This window comes from Gordonia liuliyuniae (assembly GCF_021738805.1).
In the GTDB taxonomy this organism is placed as follows: Bacteria; Actinomycetota; Actinomycetes; order Mycobacteriales; family Mycobacteriaceae; genus Gordonia; species Gordonia liuliyuniae.
Genome location: NZ_JAKKOR010000003.1, coordinates 188,961 through 207,289, shown reverse-complemented (window position 1 = coordinate 207,289; position 18,329 = coordinate 188,961). Strand labels below are relative to the sequence as shown.

General features: G+C 65.7%; 15 protein-coding genes. 4 read left to right on the top strand and 11 right to left on the bottom strand.

The genetic code is table 11. The features are described from left to right. Positions 1–16 precede the first annotated feature (16 nt). From L5G33_RS04935 to L5G33_RS04900, 8 genes are all read right to left on the bottom strand, one after another. On the bottom strand, positions 17–2,434 hold the full coding sequence (locus L5G33_RS04935; protein WP_236997039.1) for a phosphoketolase family protein: 2,418 nt from the start codon (positions 2,432–2,434) through the stop codon (positions 17–19). After that, a complete protein-coding gene (gene egtD / locus L5G33_RS04930) occupies positions 2,431–3,429 on the bottom strand; it encodes an L-histidine N(alpha)-methyltransferase (protein WP_372476859.1) in 999 nt (332 codons plus the stop codon). Before egtD ends, L5G33_RS04935 begins: the two co-directional genes overlap by 4 nt. Beyond that, the gene (gene egtB / locus L5G33_RS04925) at positions 3,426–4,682 is read right to left on the bottom strand and encodes an ergothioneine biosynthesis protein EgtB (RefSeq protein WP_236997038.1); all 1,257 of its coding nucleotides are present in this window, start codon (positions 4,680–4,682) and stop codon (positions 3,426–3,428) included. Before egtB ends, egtD begins: the two co-directional genes overlap by 4 nt. A gap of 78 nt (positions 4,683–4,760) precedes the next feature. Continuing rightward, positions 4,761–5,030: a DUF6480 family protein gene (locus L5G33_RS04920; protein ID WP_236997037.1), complete on the bottom strand. Its 270-nt coding sequence runs from the start codon at positions 5,028–5,030 to the stop codon at positions 4,761–4,763. 26 nt (positions 5,031–5,056) lie between these two features. Next, the gene (locus tag L5G33_RS04915; protein ID WP_236997036.1) at positions 5,057–5,266 is read right to left on the bottom strand and encodes a hypothetical protein; all 210 of its coding nucleotides are present in this window, start codon (positions 5,264–5,266) and stop codon (positions 5,057–5,059) included. Between the two features lie 120 nt (positions 5,267–5,386). Beyond that, entirely contained in the window at positions 5,387–5,998 is a 612-nt protein-coding gene (locus tag L5G33_RS04910) for a flavodoxin family protein (protein ID WP_236997035.1), read from the bottom strand. A gap of 121 nt (positions 5,999–6,119) precedes the next feature. Continuing rightward, entirely contained in the window at positions 6,120–6,635 is a 516-nt protein-coding gene (locus L5G33_RS04905) for a GNAT family N-acetyltransferase (protein ID WP_236997034.1), read from the bottom strand. 226 nt (positions 6,636–6,861) lie between these two features. Continuing rightward, positions 6,862–7,428, bottom strand: a complete 567-nt coding sequence (locus L5G33_RS04900) for a TetR/AcrR family transcriptional regulator (RefSeq protein ID WP_236997033.1) — start codon at positions 7,426–7,428, stop codon at positions 6,862–6,864. 115 nt (positions 7,429–7,543) lie between these two features. On the opposite strand from L5G33_RS04900, the gene L5G33_RS04895 reads away from it, so the two are divergent. Together L5G33_RS04895 and L5G33_RS04890 are read left to right on the top strand one after the other, a co-directional pair. Beyond that, on the top strand, positions 7,544–9,310 hold the full coding sequence (locus L5G33_RS04895; protein WP_236997032.1) for a nitroreductase family deazaflavin-dependent oxidoreductase: 1,767 nt from the start codon (positions 7,544–7,546) through the stop codon (positions 9,308–9,310). Then, complete coding sequence (locus tag L5G33_RS04890; protein ID WP_236997031.1) at positions 9,307–11,022, top strand: phytoene desaturase family protein; 1,716 nt, start codon at positions 9,307–9,309, stop codon at positions 11,020–11,022. The genes L5G33_RS04895 and L5G33_RS04890 overlap by 4 nt, the downstream gene beginning before the upstream one ends. A 16-nt stretch (positions 11,023–11,038) precedes the next feature. On the opposite strand, the gene L5G33_RS04885 is transcribed toward L5G33_RS04890, so the two are convergent. Further along, positions 11,039–11,542, bottom strand: coding sequence for a DUF309 domain-containing protein (locus L5G33_RS04885; protein WP_236997030.1), 504 nt, complete (start codon positions 11,540–11,542; stop codon positions 11,039–11,041). 62 nt (positions 11,543–11,604) lie between these two features. Continuing rightward, positions 11,605–14,433, bottom strand: a complete 2,829-nt coding sequence (locus L5G33_RS04880; RefSeq protein WP_236997029.1) for an aconitate hydratase — start codon at positions 14,431–14,433, stop codon at positions 11,605–11,607. A gap of 468 nt (positions 14,434–14,901) precedes the next feature. On the opposite strand from L5G33_RS04880, the gene L5G33_RS04875 reads away from it, so the two are divergent. Next, on the top strand, positions 14,902–16,050 hold the full coding sequence (locus L5G33_RS04875; protein ID WP_236997177.1) for an ATP-grasp domain-containing protein: 1,149 nt from the start codon (positions 14,902–14,904) through the stop codon (positions 16,048–16,050). Between the two features lie 60 nt (positions 16,051–16,110). On the opposite strand, the gene L5G33_RS04870 is transcribed toward L5G33_RS04875, so the two are convergent. After that, positions 16,111–17,466: a ClC family H(+)/Cl(-) exchange transporter gene (locus tag L5G33_RS04870; RefSeq protein WP_236997028.1), complete on the bottom strand. Its 1,356-nt coding sequence runs from the start codon at positions 17,464–17,466 to the stop codon at positions 16,111–16,113. Positions 17,467–17,720: 254 nt separating this feature from the next. Here L5G33_RS04870 and L5G33_RS04865 point away from each other — a divergent pair, with 254 nt between their 5' ends. After that, positions 17,721–18,299, top strand: coding sequence for a hemerythrin domain-containing protein (locus L5G33_RS04865; RefSeq protein WP_236997027.1), 579 nt, complete (start codon positions 17,721–17,723; stop codon positions 18,297–18,299). Positions 18,300–18,329 lie beyond the last annotated feature (30 nt).

The window sequence follows — 18,329 nt, the reverse complement described above, 5'->3', positions numbered from 1 at the left end:
TGTCGGGTTGACAGCCTCACGTCCAGGTCCACTCCTGAATCTCGGGCAGGTCCTCGAAGTTCTGCCGGATGTAGTCGTGGTGTCGCGCGAGCTGTGAGCGGCAGAACTGTGCGAGTCGCTCGGCACGCTCACCGTCCGCGCCTGCCCGTCTCATCGCCTCCAAGGCCAGGTGGTACCGACTCATGCGGTTGAGAACGACCATGTCGAAGGGCGTCGTCGTGGTGCCCTGTTCGGAGAATCCACGCACGTGGAAGCGACCGGCGTGCGGTCGTCCGTGCAAGAGCTGGTGGAGGGCTCGAGGGTAACCGTGGAACGCGAAGACGACGTCGACCGACGTCGTGAAGACGTCCGCGAAGTAGGTTTCCGACATTCCGTGCGGGTGTTCTCCCGGTGGCAGCAGCGCCATCAGGTCGATCACGTTGACTACCCGGATCATTAAGTCGGGCAGCTCCTTTCGGAGGAGGTCGGCTGCGGCGAGAAGCTCCTGGGCGGGCACGTCGCCCGCGCACGCCAACACGATGTCGGGTTCGGCGCCGTCGCGCTCGCTTCCCGCCCAATGCCAGACCGAGGCCCCGGCGGCGGCTTGGCTCGCGGCTTCGTCGACCGTCAGGTACTGCAGGTGCGGCTGCTTGTCGGCGACGATCAGATTGACATGATCCCGACTGCGGAAGCAGTGCTCCGCGACTGCCAGGAGAGAGTTCGCGTCCGGCGGCAACCAGACCCTGACCACACCTGGCGACAACGGGATCACCGTGTCGATGAGTCCCGGTCCCTGATGAGAGAAGCCGTTGTGGTCGTTGCGCCAGCACGTCGAGGTGAGCAGGATGTTCAGTGACGACACCGGCTCGCGCCATTCGAGTTCCGCGGCGTGCTGCAGCCATTTCGTGTGTTGGACGACCATGGACGCACTGATCATCGCGAACGCCTCGTAGCTGGCGAACAGACCGTGCCGTCCGGAGAGCAGATAGCCTTCGAGCCATCCCTGGCAGAGGTGCTCGCTGAGGACCTCCATCACTCGTCCGGAAGGTGCCAGGTCGTCGTCGTCGGGTCGCGCCGGCAGCTGCCAGCAGCGGTCGGTTACCTCGAAGACGGCATCGAGTTTGTTGCTCGCAGTCTCGTCCGGGCAGAACAACCGGAAAGTACCGCCGCCGTCGGAGCGACGGTCTGCGCGATAGATGTCGCGCAGATAGTCGCCGAGCACCCGGGTCGTCGGGTGGGTGAGCCCGCCGGGCCGGTCGATGTCGAGCGCGTAGTCCTCGACCGGAGGCAACTCCAGCGGTTCTCGCAGGCGACCGCCGTTCGCATACGGCGTCGCGCCCATCCGCCGATCGCCGGCTGGGGAGAGGCCGGCGATGTCCTCGACGATCCGGCCGTCACCGTCAAACAGTTCGTCTGGGCGATACGACCGAAGCCAGTCCTCCAATTGCCGGAGGTGATCGGCGTTGTCGCGGACGCCGGACAACGGGACCTGGTGCGCCCGGTGCGTCCCCTCGACGAGTCGTCCGTCCACGCGGTGAGGCCCCGTCCACCCCTTGGGCGTGCGTAAGACGACCGCGGGCCACCGCCTGATGGTCGGGACCGCGCCACCGCGCGCATCGGCCTGTATGCCGAGGATGGTCTCGTACGCGCCGGCGATCGCGTCGGTGAGTTGGGCGAAGACCGCCCGCGGGTCGTGCCCCTCGACAAACACCGGCTCCCAGCCCTTGCCCTGCAGGTCTGCTCTGACGTCATCATCGCTCCGGCGCCCCATCACGGTGGGGCCGGAGATCTTCGCGTCGTTGAGATGCAGGATGGGCAGGACCGCGCCGTCACGGGCCGGGTTGAGAAACGCCGTCGAATTCCAGGATCCGCTCAACGGTCCCGTCTCCGCCTCACCGTCGCCGATCACGCACGCTACGAGAAGCTCGGGAGAATCCAGGGCAGCGCCGATCGCGTGGGCGAGGGAGTATCCGAGTTCGCCGCCTTCGTGGATGCTGCCCGGGGTCTCGACACTCACGTGGCTGGGAATGCCGCCGGGGGTCGAGAACTGGCGGCACAACCGCAGCACGCCCTGCCCGTCGCACGTGACGTCTGGATAGATTTCTGAGTAGGTGCCCTCGAGATAGGTGTTGGCCACCAGCGCGGGTCCGCCGTGGCCGGGCCCGGTGACGAACAACCATGCCGAATCGGTACGACGTATCAGGCGATTCAGCACCGTGTAGACCGCCGATAGTCCGGGACTCGTTCCCCAGTGCCCGAGGAGTCGCGGCTTGACGTGCGCCGCATCCAGCGGCGCGCGTAGCAGGACGTTCTCCTGCAGGTAGATCTGAGCGACCGTCAGGTAGTTCGCGGCGTCCCACCACCGCAGATCGGCGTCGAGGTCTGCCGCGGAGTAGGCCGTCCGCGCCAGGCGGCGCGTGCCCTGCCCGCCAGTCTCGTTCGCGTCGACGCTCATCGCGGACTCGGTTCCATCCGTGTTTCCTTTCGACACAGGGTGAGCAGGAAGTCGTCGAACGGATCCGACCAGGTGTCGCTGACGGTAAACCCGGCTGCCTCCACCTCCGCGGCCACCATGCCGCGAGTGAACTTCACGCTGATCTCCGTGAGCAGTTCAGCGCCCTGACGCAACCGCCAGTGGCGGTCGAGTGATGGGAAGTAGGCGTTCACGTCGCGTCGCGCGCGCAACCGCATCTCGATTCGGTGGGCGGTTGGATTCCAGCGGGCGAGGTGATCGAAGTCGTCGGCGTAGAGGCCGTCGGCGCGCATCTGTGTCCGGAGCGCTTCGATCACGTTGCGGTTGAAGTCCGCTGTGACCCCACCCTTGTCGTTGTACGCGGCGGTGAGTCGACCCGTGTCCTTGATCAGGTCCGTGCCGAGCAGGAACGAGTCTCCCGGCGAGAGGGACGCCGCCAGGCGGGCGAGGAACCCTGTGCGCTCGTCCTCATCGAAGTTGCCGATCGTGCCACCGAGAAATGCGACCAACCGGAGACCCGCAGCAGCGGGCATCGGGACTTCGGCAGTCGTGAAATCAGCCTCGATCGGCACGATTTCGAGTCCGGGGTAGTCACCGGCCAGCGTCGTAGCCGACGCCGACAGGATCTCCGCACTCACATCCACCGGCGCGTATGTCGCGCCGACGGGAAGTTCGTCGAGCAGCAGACGGGTCTTGGTCGAGGTTCCGGACCCGAGCTCGACGATCGTCGACGCTCCGGAGGCGGCGACGATACTGCGGGCGGAGTCGCGCAGGATCGCCGTCTCTCGACGCGTCGGGTAGTACTCGGGCACGCGCGTGATCTCGTCGAAGAGCTTGCTTCCGCGTTCGTCGTACAGCCACCGTGCGGGCAGCGCCGGCTGTACGTCCCACAGACCCGCGACGATATGGTCCGCCGCCACCGTCGCGTTCGCCACCGTCGCGTTCGCCACCGTCGCGTTCGCGGCCGTCGTGCTCACCGCGCCAGCCTCAGACCGGAAAACGCCCAGCGGGACGCGGCGGGGAAGAAGTTCCGGTAGGTGGCGCGCTCGTGCCCGCGCGGGGTGATGGCGGAGGCACCCCGCAGGACGTGCTGATCGCACATGAACTTGCCGTTGTACTCGCCCACCGCACCGTTCGCCGGAACGAACCCGGGGTAGGGGAGGTAAGCGCTGGCCGTCCACTCCCAGACGTCACCGATCATCGCTGTGCCTGCAGCGCGCGGATGACATCTGGCGGGGTCGAGGAGCTCGCCTCGTTCGGTCTCGACCTCCGACGTCGCTGCCTCCCATTCGAACTCGGTGGGCAGCCGCGCGGCTGCCCACCGGGCGTAGGCGTCGGCCTCGTAGAACGAGACGTGCACCACGGGTTCGTCGGCGACCACCGGCCGCCGCCCAGACAGGCTGAAGGCGCTCCATTCACCTGCCGCGTCCCGACTCCAGTAGCCGGGCGCTTGCCAGCCGGTCTGGCCGATGTGCGCCCAGCCGTCCGACAGCCACAACTCGGGCCGTCGGTAGCCGTCGTCGGCCATGAACGCCAGCCAGTCCGCGTTGGTGACGGCACGTGAGGCGATCTCGAAGTCCTCGAGGAATACTCGATGCTGCGGCCCCTCGTTGTCGTAGGCGAACGCCGTGCCCGTCGCGCCGACGTGACTGATGCCGCCGGGAACTGCGCGCCAGGTCATCGGCGCGGGTGATGCCCCGACGTCGAGTTCGCGGTCGACGTAGACCGGCCCTGGAGTGAGCGGGACCGTCGAGAACAGGTGCTTGATGTCCATCAGGAGCAGTTCCTGATGTTGCTGTTCGTGATTGCATCCGAGTTCCACGAGATCGAGGGCGTCGTCGTCGAGTGAACCCGCGGTCAGTGCCGCCGCCATGGCCGTGTCGACGTGGTGACGGTAGTCGGTGATGTCGTCGATTCCCGGCCGCGTCACCAGCCCTCGCTCCGGTCGCGGATGTCGCTCGCCGACAGCTTCGTAGTAGCTGTTGAACAGGTAACGGTATGTCTCGTCGTAGACCACGTACGACGGGTCCCTCCGCAGCACAAACTCCTCGAAGAACCAGGTCACGTGGGCCCGGTGCCATTTCGCGGGACTCGCTTCAGTCATCGACTGCGGGGTCTGATCCTCGGCGGACAGCCGCTCGGTCAGAAGATCGGTGAGCGAACGGACGTGGCGGAACCGTTCGATCGGGCCGGATTCCGCAGTCGTCGAGCGGCGCACTGAGATGGTCATATGTCGAACCCCACAATCGAAGACGGGCCTCTCGTTTCGTCGGAGGCTACCGGGATCTGATCACTTCCGGCGGCGGTCTCACAGGATCATGAGGACGAGACCGACGATCACGACCCCGAAGACGATAACGACACCGACGATCGCCAGCAGTGCCGCGACGCCGGTCGGTGGAAACCGACTGTGCAGCGGCTCCTCGGGTTTCGACAGACCGGATGTCTGCGCGGATTCCGGCGGAGTGTCGCCTATCTGGACCTGCCCGCCCTTGTCGAGTCCCGGCGTCACCGCCGGGTCGGGATCGATCGCGCCGCGGCGCGCGGAATCGGGATTCTCAGCGGGGTCGTAAACCATGTTTCCTCCTGGTGAGGTCCGGCGCATCAGCGTTCACCCGGTTCCTCGGACGAACCGGTGCTGTCGGTCTGGTCGAACATCACCCACTCGCCGTCCTGGTCGACCTCCATGCGGAAACCGATCATGTGCGACGGGACTTCGATATTGGAGAACCATTCGTAGGCGTCTTGCGCGCTGTCGAACTCCTTCGTATCGATGACCTGTTCGTCAGGGTTCAGAACTCGGTATGTTGCCATCGTCGACCTCCTGTCGAACTTCACTTGTCGGCATCTGGGTGTTGGGCGAGGAACCCCGGGCGAGGCCGGAGTCAAACATCGCTGCGTCCTCGGGGTGTTCGTACGGCGGATCTCCGGGTGTTAGTACGGCGGATACTGTCGGGAGTTCAGCGCGGTTGCGAGATGCGTTGCGTTGCGTGCCGCGTTCGCGGTGGTCACGGCCACGGGCTCCGGAGGTCCGTCGAGGTCCTTGTAGTCGGTCCCTTGCATCGCCTCGCCGTTCCAGTACGTTCCGCCCTGGGCTGCGATCGTGAATCCGATGTCGTTGAGGCCTTGAAACACATCGGCGATGATCTTGTGTGCCCCGTCCTCGTTGCCCACGACCGCGGTCACTGCAACCTTGCCGAGCATCGCCGGACGGCCGCCGGCGTCGGTGTCGGACAGTTCGGCGTCGAGACGTTCGAGGGCACGCTGAGCCACGCTCGACATATGGCCGAGCCAGGTCGGTGTGGCGAACACCAGGATGTCGGCATCGCGTATCGCCTGGCGAACCTCTGGCCATTGGTCGCCGTCACCCATGTCGGCGTCGACTCCAGGCTTGACGTCGTAGTCCACGAGCCGGATCGGCGGCGCAACGGCGACCCCGTGTCCGGCCAACTGGTCGAGGACCTGACTAGCGAGTAGTTCGGTGCTCGATGGTGCTGGTGAGGGCTTTAAACTACAGATGAGCGCTACGGCGCGAAGTTCAGACATACTGCCGAAGTACCCGCTGCGGCACAATCGCAAACACTCGCGACACGCAGCAATCTTCAATCATGACGCAGTGACCGGGGGCCTGCTCCGAGGTGAGATGTCGGCACCAGCCCCCGGACACTCACACAGACCGCCCGGACGTCGCCGTGCGATAACGAATGCGGGTCGAATCCTCACCGCAGCGCCGCATGCCGGCGTTCAGCAGCACTCGGGCAGAGGCGGGGTTGGTCCGCTCGACCTCGGCGCACACGGCAACGACGTGTGGTGACGTCATCGCCAGGCCGATCATAGCGCGTGCCGCCTCCGATGCGTAGCCGCGACCCCGACGAGACGGCACCACGCCGTACCCGAGTTCCACAGCGCTGTCGTCGCTCGGCGGCCACAGCAGGCTGATCGAGCCGACGGCTAACCCATGATGCCGTTCGACGATGATCCGGTGATGCGGTTCGGGTCGGAGTGGACCGTCGGCGATGACGCCTGCGATCACCGCGTCGCCCTCCGCAGGAAAGTCATCCGCCCAGTGCGCCATACGGCGATGCTCGAGGACGGCGGCGATGTCGTCTGCAGACCATGGGCGCAATACGAGACGTTTGGTGATTAGATCTGATTCGGCCAGTGGGGATGACGGTATAGACATACGAGACTCCTGGTCAGTGTCGACAGACCGGGGCGCTCAGTAGAAGTCGATGCGACCCGGGCAAGGGCGTGGTGCGGTACGCCGAGCCATATTCATCAACCTCCCGGCCGCAGCAGTGGTCGCGCAGTCAGCGCGTCATGGCGATGGTAGCTGCCCGCCGGAGTCTCGTCACCAGATTTATGGTCGGCTCGGATCAACGATGGTCAGGGGCGACTGCGAGATGATTTCAGGCCTCCGCCGGCCGATGTATCGCCATCAGCTCCCGCAGTCTCACGCCGACCTCTTCCAGCGGTCGCGTAGACCGCAGCGCCTGGCAGGCGACGACCGCACCCTCGACTGCGGAGACGACGGTGATCGACAGTGACTCGGCCATGTCGGGCGCGATCCCCTCGGCCATGAGGTGCTCACGAACCAAGCCGTACCACTCGGTGAAGATCTCACCGGCCAGGTCTGCGGCGTCAGCGGCGTCCGCCCGCCCAAGGGCTGCGGCGACGATGGGACACCCCGCGTCGAAGTCCGTTGTTGAGAGCAACTCGATCCACAAGGCGGTGAACGCCTCGATCGGGTCGTCGGCGTCCAGGATCGCCCGGATGGCAACCGCCATCGAGGCGCCCGCGACGCGAGTCGCCTCGGTCACCAGCTGGGACTTCCCGCCCGGAAAGTTGAGATAGATCGATCGGCGGGCAGCTCCACTGTCGGAGAGGATCTCCGACACCGCAGTGCCCGCGACACCGTGCCGTCGCATCAGTTCGGTCGTCGCACGCACCAGTCGCTCCTTCGCTGCTGTCGCCACGCCGACCTCCTTTCCTCTTCGAGCCTCACCCTTGCAATATACCGTTCGGTCTCATATCGTGCGGTAAGTAGACCAATTGGTATAACTCCGATCGGTTGCGACACAAGGAGGCCCCATGCGCAACACCACCGAGGCGACCCTCGCCACGCCACTCACTCTGCCGTCCGGCCAGGTCTTGCCGAATCGGATGATGAAGGCTGCGCTCAGCGAAGGGCTCGCAGACGCTGCCGGAGGCCCCGACACTCGCCTGACGCGCCTGTATGCGCGCTGGGCCGACGGCGGCTTCGGCCTGATCGTCACCGGCAATGTGATGGTCGACAGCCGCCATCTCGGTGAACCCGGCAACATCGTGGTGGAGGACGAGCGCCATTTGGCCGGTCTCACACGGTGGGCCAAGACCACGCAGGACGGCGGCGCCAAGGTGTGGATGCAGCTGAATCACCCGGGCCGCCAAGCGAATCCGATCACAGGAGCCGGACCGGCCGTCGCGCCGTCCGCAGTCGGCGTGTCGATTCCGGGAGTCCCGACACCGCGGGAGCTGTCGCGCGAGGAGATCCCGGAGATCGTCCGAAGATTCGTCACGGCCGCAGCGGTCGCGGAGACCGCGGGCTTCGACGGCATTCAGATTCACGGAGCGCACGGCTATCTGGTGTCGCAGTTCTTGTCGCCGTTGAGCAATCAGCGCACCGATGGCTGGGGAGGCGACGTCGCCGGACGCGCACGCTTCCTGCTGGAGATCGTGCGTGGTGTGCGGGAGGCGGTCCGCCCCGGGTTCGGGGTCGGTGTGAAACTGAATTCGGCGGACTTCCAGCGTGGTGGATTCACCGAGGACGATTCGCGGGCCGTGATCTCCATGGTCGCCCGCGAATCCGTGGACCTCATCGAGGTCAGTGGAGGCAGTTACGAGTCACCCGCGATGATGGGTCGACCGGTGGTCTCGGCGAGCACGCGAACTCGGGAGGCCTATTTCCTCGAGTACGCCGAGACGGTGCGAGAACTCGCGGGCGATGTACCGCTCGCGGTGACCGGTGGGTTCCGAACACGTGCGGCGATGGGCGATGCCGTCGTCGGCGGGAAGTGCGACGTCGTCGGCATCGGTCGCCCAGCGGCAGTCGAGCCGGAGGCTGCACGCGGCCTGACTGACAAGAGTGTCTCGGTGCTCGTGTCTCCAACGGTGCGCCTGCGCGTGCCGAATCGGGTCCGTCGCTCAGCGCCGACCGTCAAGACACTCGAGGGCGCCCTCGATCTGCAGTGGCACACCGACCAATTGCATCGCATGGGCGCCGGTCTGGAACCCGATGCAGCGCGGCCGGTGTGGCGGACCGCGCTCACGGCTGTGCAACGCAACGGCGTCGACGCGTTCCGCAGCCGACGCGCAAACGGCTCCGCTGTCGGCGGCGCATCGCTGCGCAAATTCCAGATCGAGCGCGCGATCGGCAGGCGCGTGGCCAACCCGGCCGTCGAGTTCGCGATGCGCAGGGGTCTCGTGTCGACGCTCGCCACCCGACTCGAGACCACCGGCCGCAAGTCCGGCCTGGTCCGTGCAGTCCCGGTGTCGGCGTCGTTCGACGACACCGGAGCCTGGCTCATCAGCCAGCACGGACTCCGGGCCGGCTGGACCCTGAACATCCAGGCAGACCCGACTGTGCGCATCAGGCAGGGCAACCGCTGGCGAACCGGTACCGCCGAGGTACTGCCGGACGATGACGTCGATGCCCGGACGAGGTCGTTCGCGCCGCATCCGGCGTTGGGGCCGGTGACGAGTGTGATGTTCCGCGCGTTGCAGAGCGACCCCGTCTCGGTGCGGATCACATTCGACGACGCAGGCCCAAATATCTGTCCATCCAACAACGAATCGAGTGACGAACGGTGCCGAGCATGACTGAGAAACTTGACGTGATCGTGGTCGGCGCTGGCCTGGGCGGGTTGTCGACCGCAGCCTATCTCGCCGCGACGGGCAAGAGCGTCCTCGTGCTGGAGCGCTACAGCGCGCTCGGCGGGTCGTCCCATGTGTTCCAGCGACGAGGCCGGTGGGAGTTCGATTGTGGCGTTCACTTCGTCGGCGGCTGCGGTCCCGGCGGCGTGGTCAGCAACATCTTCGGTGGGCTCGGGCTGGACGACCGCATCGAGTGGCTGCCCATGGATCCCACCGGATTCGACCGGATCATCGGACCAGATTTCGAGCTCGCCACGCCGTTCGGGTGGGACAACTACCTCGAGAATCTCCTCACCGCGTTCCCCGGCGAGCGTCGCGCCGTCCAGCGCTACCACGGGACTCTCCGGCGTATCGGCGAGGCGATGGACAGGTACTCGTCCCAAGGATCGGCATCCGGGTTGGCACGATGGGTGGCGGGTGCGAACATCGCCGGGCCGCTGATGGCCGTTCCGTACAGTGTGTTCCTCGCCGGCTGCGGCTTCTCCCCGCGCGCAACGGCTGCGCTCTCCGTCGAATGCGGCGCATTCGCCTCGACGCCCGACGAGGTGCCCACCGGGGCCATGGCCGCATACTTTCAGGACTATGTCGCTGGTGGATCGTACTATCCGAAGGGCGGTGGTCAGATGCTCGCGGCCGGTTTCGCCGAGGTGGTGCGCACCCATGGCGGGCAGATCCGGACTAGCGCAACCGTCGAACGCATCATCATCGACGATGGACGAACGCAAGGTGTCGAGCTCGCGTCCGGCGAGAGGATCCTGGCCGCCTCGGTGGTCTCGGACGCCGATGCGATCAAGACATTCACGGACCTCGTCGGCCTTCACCACCTGCCTCGGATCATGCAGGAGCGCGTCAAGAGGTGGAAGATGTCCCGCCCGTTGATCAACGGGTTCTTCGCCGTCAACCACGACATCTCGCATCAGCCGAACTCCAACTATTTCGCGATTCCCAGTTGGCAGGACGCCGATTCCAATCGGTCACTGACGAAGCTGCAACGTGAGGTTAGTAAGGGGGAGGGATTCAGCGACGGCATCAGCTGGGCGCGGGAGTTCGCCGATCGTCAACCCATGTTCGTGCAATCCTCCTCGCGCCGCGATCCGTCGAACCGGCGGGCGGCGCCCGTAGGAGGTTCGACCATTGAAGTTCAGACGATCGTTCCGTATTCACCATCACTGTGGGAGTACTCGACGGACGACGTCGAATCCGGACGCTATCGGTTGGGGACCCGGTATCAAGAGATCAAGAAGATCGTCCTGGACGGGATGCTCCAACGGCTCGAACAGTCGTTTCCAGGTGCCTCGAACAACGTCGAGTTCGCTGAATTGGGGTCTCCCGCCACCCAGGAGAGATTCGTGGGGAACAGTGGGGCCGCCCCGTTCGGTCTGCGGCAGACCCTGGCGCAGTTGGGTCCACTGCGAGCGGGCGTGAAGACCCCGATAGCCGGACTCTACGCAGTCGGGACCAATTCGCCGTTCGGTCCCGGCACAGTCGGCTCGATGCTCAGTGGCGTCCACGCAGCGTCGCTCATCACCGGACGCGATCTCGTCGGAAAGATCAGAGCGGGTGGAGTCGTCTCGACGTCGACCGATCTGCCCAAGTGGCCCGAAGGTTTCGATCCCCTCGACGCCACACGGTCATTGCGTTCGACGACGACGGAGTAGGGGAGTACAGATCGGATCAACGATGATCCGGCCGAGCGAGGAGACGAGGCATCACTAGCTCCGGCGCGGGATCGGCGCCCTGCCGGAGGTCGGCGATGAGGGCGTCCGCGTATCCGATCAGTCCTACGGCGTCGATGCCGTACGGCGCCGGACCGTCGTGGTGGCCGATCCGTTTGGCAGCGCGTTCAAGGACCTTCAGCGCGCCCTTGGTGTTGCGCCGCTGAACATGGGTGACGCCGACGGCCAGTTGGGCGAGCCCCTGCCAGAGCATGCGCTCGTCGCCTGGGCAGCTCTTCCACGCGCCTTCGAGGACTTCGTGCGCGTTGAAAGCGAGACCACGGTTCAGTAGATCCTGCGCCCACGCCAACGACTCCGCCGGCGGCAGGTCCAGGTCGTCGGGGATACGCTCGACGCCTGCGCTTCCCGGCGGCAGCGGACGGCCCAGTGCGTCGCGGGGGCGGGCGTTACGCGCCCGGCCGTCGTCGTCGCGATCACGGTCCATGTCGCCTGGGATAGCCATGAACCCATCGTCTCATCTCTCGTCACCGAGACGGTTTCGAGCGGTCGGCCGACACTCCGTCGTCAGCTGTCGCCAAGTAGCTTCCGGAGCACGTACGGCAGAATGCCGTCGTTGCGGTAGTAGGCGGCCTCGGCCGGGGTGTCGATCCGGACGGTGGCGGTGAACTCGCGGGACCGTCCCTCCTTCTCGACCGTCACCGTGACCTCCTCGGCGAGCCTGTCTCCGGAGGCTACCCCGGAGATCGAGTAGCTCTCGTCACCGTCGAGGTTCAGCGATTCAGCGGACTCGCCGTCGCGGAACTGCAACGGCAGCACACCCATGCCGATAAGGTTCGATCGATGGATGCGTTCGAACGACTGCGCGATCACCGCCCGCACCCCGAGCAGCCTGGTGCCCTTGGCGGCCCAGTCACGCGACGAGCCCGACCCGTAGTCGCGCCCCGCGATCACGACCAGTGGCACGCCTCGCTCCTGGTACGACACGGCGGCGTCGTAGATCGCCGCCTGTTCACCACCGGACCCCTGCTCACTGTCTTGCCACAATGTGGTGAAGCCGCCCTCGACTCCCGGCACGAGTTCGTTGCGTAGCCGCACATTGGCGAATGTTCCGCGGATCATCACTTCGTGATTGCCTCGGCGTGAGCCGTACGAGTTGAAGTCCTTGCGTTCGACACCGTTGTCGGTGAGGTAGCGACCGGCCGGACTGTCGAGCCGGATCGCGCCGGCGGGGGAGATGTGATCGGTCGTGACCGAGTCGCCCAGTTTGGCCAGTACTCGCGCCCCGGATATGTCGCGAACCGGCTCGGGTTCGCGAGTCATGCCGTCGAAGTACGGGGGACGCTGAATGTAGGTCGACGCGTCGTCCCAGTCGTACACCGCGCCGTCCGGCACACTCATCTCGCGCCAGTTGTCGTCGCCTGCGTAGATGTCCGAATAGCCGTCAGTGAACATCTGGGCTTCGACGTTCGCGTCGACGGCCTGCTTGATCTCCTCGTCCGTCGGCCAGATCTCACGGAGGTAGACGTCTTCGCCGTCGTCGTTGGTCCCCAGCGGTTGAGACAGCAGGTCGGTGTGCAGACTGCCGGCGAGCGCATAGGCGATGACGAGGGGTGGCGAGGCCAGGAAGTTCATCTTCACCTCGGGGTGGATCCGTCCCTCGAAGTTTCGATTTCCGGACAGTACTGCGGAGACGTTGAGATCGTTCTCGCCGACGGCATCGCTGACCTCCGTGATGAGAGGTCCGGAATTGCCGATGCACGTGGTGCAGCCGTAACCGACGAGATTGAAGCCGAGCTCGTCGAGGTACGGGGTCAGTCCGGACCGCTCGAAGTAGTCGGTGACCACGCGGGAGCCCGGCGCGAGGGTCGTCTTGACCCACGGACGGGTCCGCAGCCCGCGTTCGACCGCCTTCTTGGCTAGGAGCGCCGCCCCGAGCATGACTGCGGGATTCGACGTGTTGGTGCACGAGGTGATCGCGGCGATGACGACGTCACCGTGGTCGACGATCGCTTTCGCGCCGTCGATCACGACGTCTGCGGGATCGCTTGGCCAGCCGAGCCTTTCGTTCGCAGTGAGCTGTTCGTCGGAGACCTGACGCGGCGGTGCGTCATCCCCGTCGGAGGAGCCGAGGGAGATCGGATCGCTCGCCGGGAACGAGTCAGCGGACGCGTTGTCGACGTCGTCTTCACCCGAGTGAGGTCGGTTCTGATCACCGGCGAGCAGGCCAAGCACGGTCCGCGGCGCATCGCCGAGGGGCACCCTGTCCTGGGGGCGGCTCGGTCCCGCGATCGAGGGTTCGACAGAGGAGAGATCGAGGTCGACGACGCGCGAGAAGTCGGGCACATGGCCCGGATCGTGCCAGAGTCCCTGCTCTCTGGCGTACGCCTCGACGAGTCGGATCTGTTCGTCGTCACGTCCAGTGAGGCGTAGGTAGTCGATGGTCTCGGCGTCGATCGGGAACATCGTCGATGTGGACCCGTACTCGGGACTCATGTTGCCGATGGTTGCGCGGGTGGCCAATGGGACGTTGGCGACACCCGGACCGAAGAACTCCACGAACTTGCCGACGACGCCGACGCCGCGCAGCAATTCGGCCACGGTGAGCACGAGATCTGTCGCGGTAGCCCCTTCACGCAGGTCGCCGCTGAGTCTGACCCCGACCACCTGGGGGATCAGCATGCTCATCGGCTGACCGAGCATCGCCGCCTCCGCCTCGATGCCGCCGACTCCCCAGCCGAGCACACCGAGACCGTTAACCATTGGGGTGTGCGAGTCGGTGCCGACGAGGGTGTCGGGATAGGCCTGGGTGACGCCGTCGCGGTCTCGGGTGAAGACGACGCGTGCCAGATACTCGAGATTGACCTGGTGACAGATACCGGTGTCGGGCGGCACCACCAGGAAGTCGTCGAACGACTGCTGTCCCCATCGCAGTAGTTGGTACCGCTCCTTGTTGCGTTCGAATTCCAGCTCGGCGTTGATGCCGAAAGCGTCCGGGCTGGCGAACGCGTCGGCGATAACCGAGTGATCGATGACGAGTTCGGCGGGGATCTGCGGGTTGATCTTCGACGGATCACCGCCGAAATCGGTCATCGCGTCACGCATGGCGACCAGGTCGACGACGCATGGGACGCCGGTGAAGTCCTGCATCAGCACTCGCGCCGGGGTGTACTGGATCTCCGGGTTAAGCGCCGCATCGGGGTCCCAGTCCCGCACGGCTTCGATCTGCGCGCGAGTCACCAGACGCTCGTCTTCGTTACGGAGAAGGTTCTCGAGGAGAACCTTGAGACTGTAGGGAAGCCGCGACGATCCGTCCACCCGGTCGATTCGGTGGATCTCGTACGACCTCTCGCCCACATCTAGCCGGTCTCGTGCGTTGAAGCTGTTCGCACCCATCGTCTGTCCACCTTCCGCGTTGGACGCGCGGCCTCAACAGGGCTGAGAGGCCGTGTGGTCGTGTCGACTACCTTCGAGCCTACGTGTCCGACCCGAAATGGGTTGAGAGTTGGTTGACCGCGCCGGATTATCGGGGGCGACGACGAGATCACCAAGAGTGCGTTGATATTCATATCCGTGATCATCACGACATTCCTCGCTATCATCTCGTTCCAGAGGAGGTTCCAGAACGCAGACCCGACTTCCACGATCGTGCACGTCGCGCTCCCGTCGATCGCGCCGACGGTGTCTCCTCTCTCGTCGTGACCGAATCGGGCCAGCGCGACTCTTTGATGGACTGGGCGCCGCGATCGGACGCGACGCCGTCGAGATGACCGACGAAAGGACCCTCCTCATGCCTCAGACCAACGGCGACCCCGCGCCGCCGGCCCCGAAGCCGATCCCCGCGTTCTCGTGACGACCTCGCGGATGCCGTTCGCGGTGGACGAGATCCACAAGCTGGGTGCGAGCGGCCGCGACGTCGTAGCCGCAGACACGTTCTCCGCGGCGCCGGGCAGCCACTCGCGGGGCGCTCGACACCACGTGGTGGTGCCTGCTCCGACGCAGCAGACCGAAGAGTTCATCGGCGCGGTCGAAAAGGTCATCGACGAGCACCAGATCAACTGGTTGATCCCGATGTTCGAGGAGGTCTTCTATCTCGCCGCTCACCGCGACCGGCTGGCAGCCGGTCGCGGCGACCTCGAACAGTTCTTCCCGCCATTGGAGACGCTGACCCGTGTGCACGACAAGGTCGCCTTCACCGAGTTGTGCCGGCAGTTCGGTCTCCCCGTGGCCGAGTCGATCACCGCGACGTCCGAGGCGGAGCTCGCTGAGGCAGTCCAGCGGTGGGACCACTGGTTCGCCCGCGCCGCATACGGGCGGGGCGGTCTGGACATCCTCACCAATACCGGTCCATTGGCCGGCGACGGTGACCTCGCGGACATTCATCCGACACCTGAGGATCCGTGGCTCGTCCAGGAGTTCCTGACGGGTGTCAACCGATGCAGCTGGAGCGTCGTCCATCACGGCGAGGTCGTGCTGCACTCGTGCTACGAGCATCCGTTGGCCATCGATGACCGCGGTGGAATCGTGTTCGAGTCGGTGGATTCCCCGGAGTCGTTGGCGACCGCGCAGCGGTTCGCGTCCGAGCTGAACTGGCACGGCCAGATCAGTTTCGACTACCTGGTCACCGATGACGGCGTGCACCACATGGTCGAATGCAATCCGCGTCCGACCGCCGGATGCACGTTGGCCACCGATGAAGAGTTCGACACCGCGCTGTTCAACCCGAGCGGACTCGTCGTGGTGCCGCCCGGTCGCAAGAAGTCGATCCGTGCCGCGGTTCTGCGTGACATCCTCAAACATCCCCGTCACCTGCACAAAGACCTGTCGGCCGCACATCGTTCCGGCGGTGTGTACGAGCGGCCGGGTGACGCGCTTCCGCTGCTGTACTCGGCGTTGTCGTTGCAGCACGTCCTGCATTACCGAAAAGAACTCGGTATCGATCGCAACAAGCGGGAACAGCTCATGGCGGCCCAGTTCTTCGACGTGTCCTGGGACGGCACGCCGATCGCCTGATCCAGGCTGCGGCCGTCGGCGCCGGGCTCCTCGAACGCCTCGGGGATCCCGGCGCCTCCGTCATGTGTTCCGGTCGGGCTCTGGTCCGTCGTCGTCGGTCGAGGCGGGAGGCGTGGGGGAGGGCGCCGCGGACGCAAGCATCCGTTCGCGCAGCGAGTCGTAGATCGGTGGCGACCCGACGAGTTGGGCTACCAGGACTGCGGCGGCCGTAGCCGCCAGCATCGGCACGGTGACCGTGGTCGTCGCGGTCATCTCCATCACCAGCACCACACCGGTCACCGGGGCCCGCACCACCGCGCCGAACAACGCCGACATGCCGACAATGGCCATCGCGACCGTCAGCGACGGCTGCTGACCGGGCAACACCACGTCGGTGAGTGCCGCGAACAGCATGCCCCACAACGCGCCGACGGCAAGCAGCGGCGCGAACAGGCCGCCGGGGGTGGCCGCCGCATACGACAGCGGCCCGGCCACGAACCGGATCAGGAACAGCGCAGCCACCAGCGGCAGCGCCAGGCCGCCGCCGTCGAGGACCTTCTGCGCGACGGTGTCTCCGCCTCCGGCGATGAGCGGGTCTATCACCAGTAGCGCACCGATGATCGCCCCGGCTATCCCGGCTTTGACCACCGCGGGAACGTGACTGAAGCGGGCGACCAGATCGAGGGCCCCCAGAATCACGCGGTTGTACACGCCGCCCATCGCACCGGTGATCAGCCCGAAGACGATGAACACCGGGAGCAGCACGATCGACGGCGTGTCGACGGTTCCGACGTGGAAGTCGGAGCCGTCGCCGATCACCAGACGCGCACAGGCGACAGCCACCGCGACGGCGATCAGCGTCGGAACGACGATGCGCATCCGTACCGACTTGGCGACCTCTTCGAGCACGAACAACGCGCCACCGATGGGCGCGTTGAAGGCGACGGCTAGGCCGGCGCCGCCCACCGACGTCTGCATTTGCCGGACATCGTCGTCATCGAGGCCGCCCTTCCGTGCGGTCGCCGCGCCGACCGCGGCGCCCATGTGCACAGTCGGCCCTTCGCGTCCGAGCACGAGGCCTGCGCCGATGGCGATCAGACCGCCGACGAACTTCGCCGGCAGCAACAGCAGCGGGGGAGGGTCGGCTTCACCGCGTTGGACCGCCTCGACGTGTTGGATGCCGCTCCCGGATGCCAGCGGCATCACGTGCACGATCATCGCGGCGATCACCGCCCCTGCCGCGGTGACGCCTATCGGAATGAGCCAACCGGGGCCCGGCAACGTGGCGGCCCAATCCAACATGTCCACACGCCACCGGTCGAGGTGGCTCAGACACCACCGGAACGCGCCACCGACGAACCCGATGATCACGCCGGCGACCGCGGCGACGATGCACAGCCTGACCAAGCCGGGGGAGAGCTTCTTCGAGACTGGCATCTGTTGAAATTACCGCGGATCCGGCGGACGGGACGCGAACTGTCGCGAGTCGTCGCGGGTCGGGCGTCACACCATGGGGTGCGGCCGCAGTGAATCCGAGTCGGAAGGGTCGAACGCCTGCCGCTGGGCGCCAAGGATTGACCCGGGTGCCGAATGGGTAACCCACCGTTGGCATTAGCCCTGCAGGCGGAGCAGACGCATATTCGTCCACGATCGCTCCAGCCGGATGGTCGGCAACAGCGAAAGGACCTGACATGTCCGACCTCGAAGAGCGAGACGTCGTAGACATCCTCACCGACGACCACGAAAAGATGGTGGCACTGGCCGAGCGTGTCCACAGCACGTCTGACCCAGAAATGCGTAGGAACATCGCTGACACGGTCACCGCAGAAGTGGTCCGGCACGCGGTCGCCGAAGAGATGTACGTGTACCCGGCGATCATCGACCTGGTGCCTGACGGCCGAGACGAAGTCGACCATGACGAGGCTGAACATCAGCAGTTGATGGAGACGATGAAGAAGCTGGAAGGCCTCGACGCCGATGATCCGGCGTTCAGTTCTACGTTCGACGACCTGATCGACCAGTTGCGCCATCACGCGAGCGACGAGGAGAACGACCAGTTCCCTAAGCTGCGACGAGTGCTCAACGACGAAGACCTCGTCGAGATGGGGCGGAAGGTCGAGGCAGCCAAGCTCGTGGCTCCGACGCGCCCGCATCCCGACGCTCCGCATTCTGAGTTGTTCCACAAGACTGTGGGCCCAGGTGTGGGTCTGGTTGACCGGCTGCGCGACGTGCTCGCCGGGCGCATGACGAAAGAGGACCACATCGAGTGAAGGTTCGTACGACTGCTGACATCGGCGGCA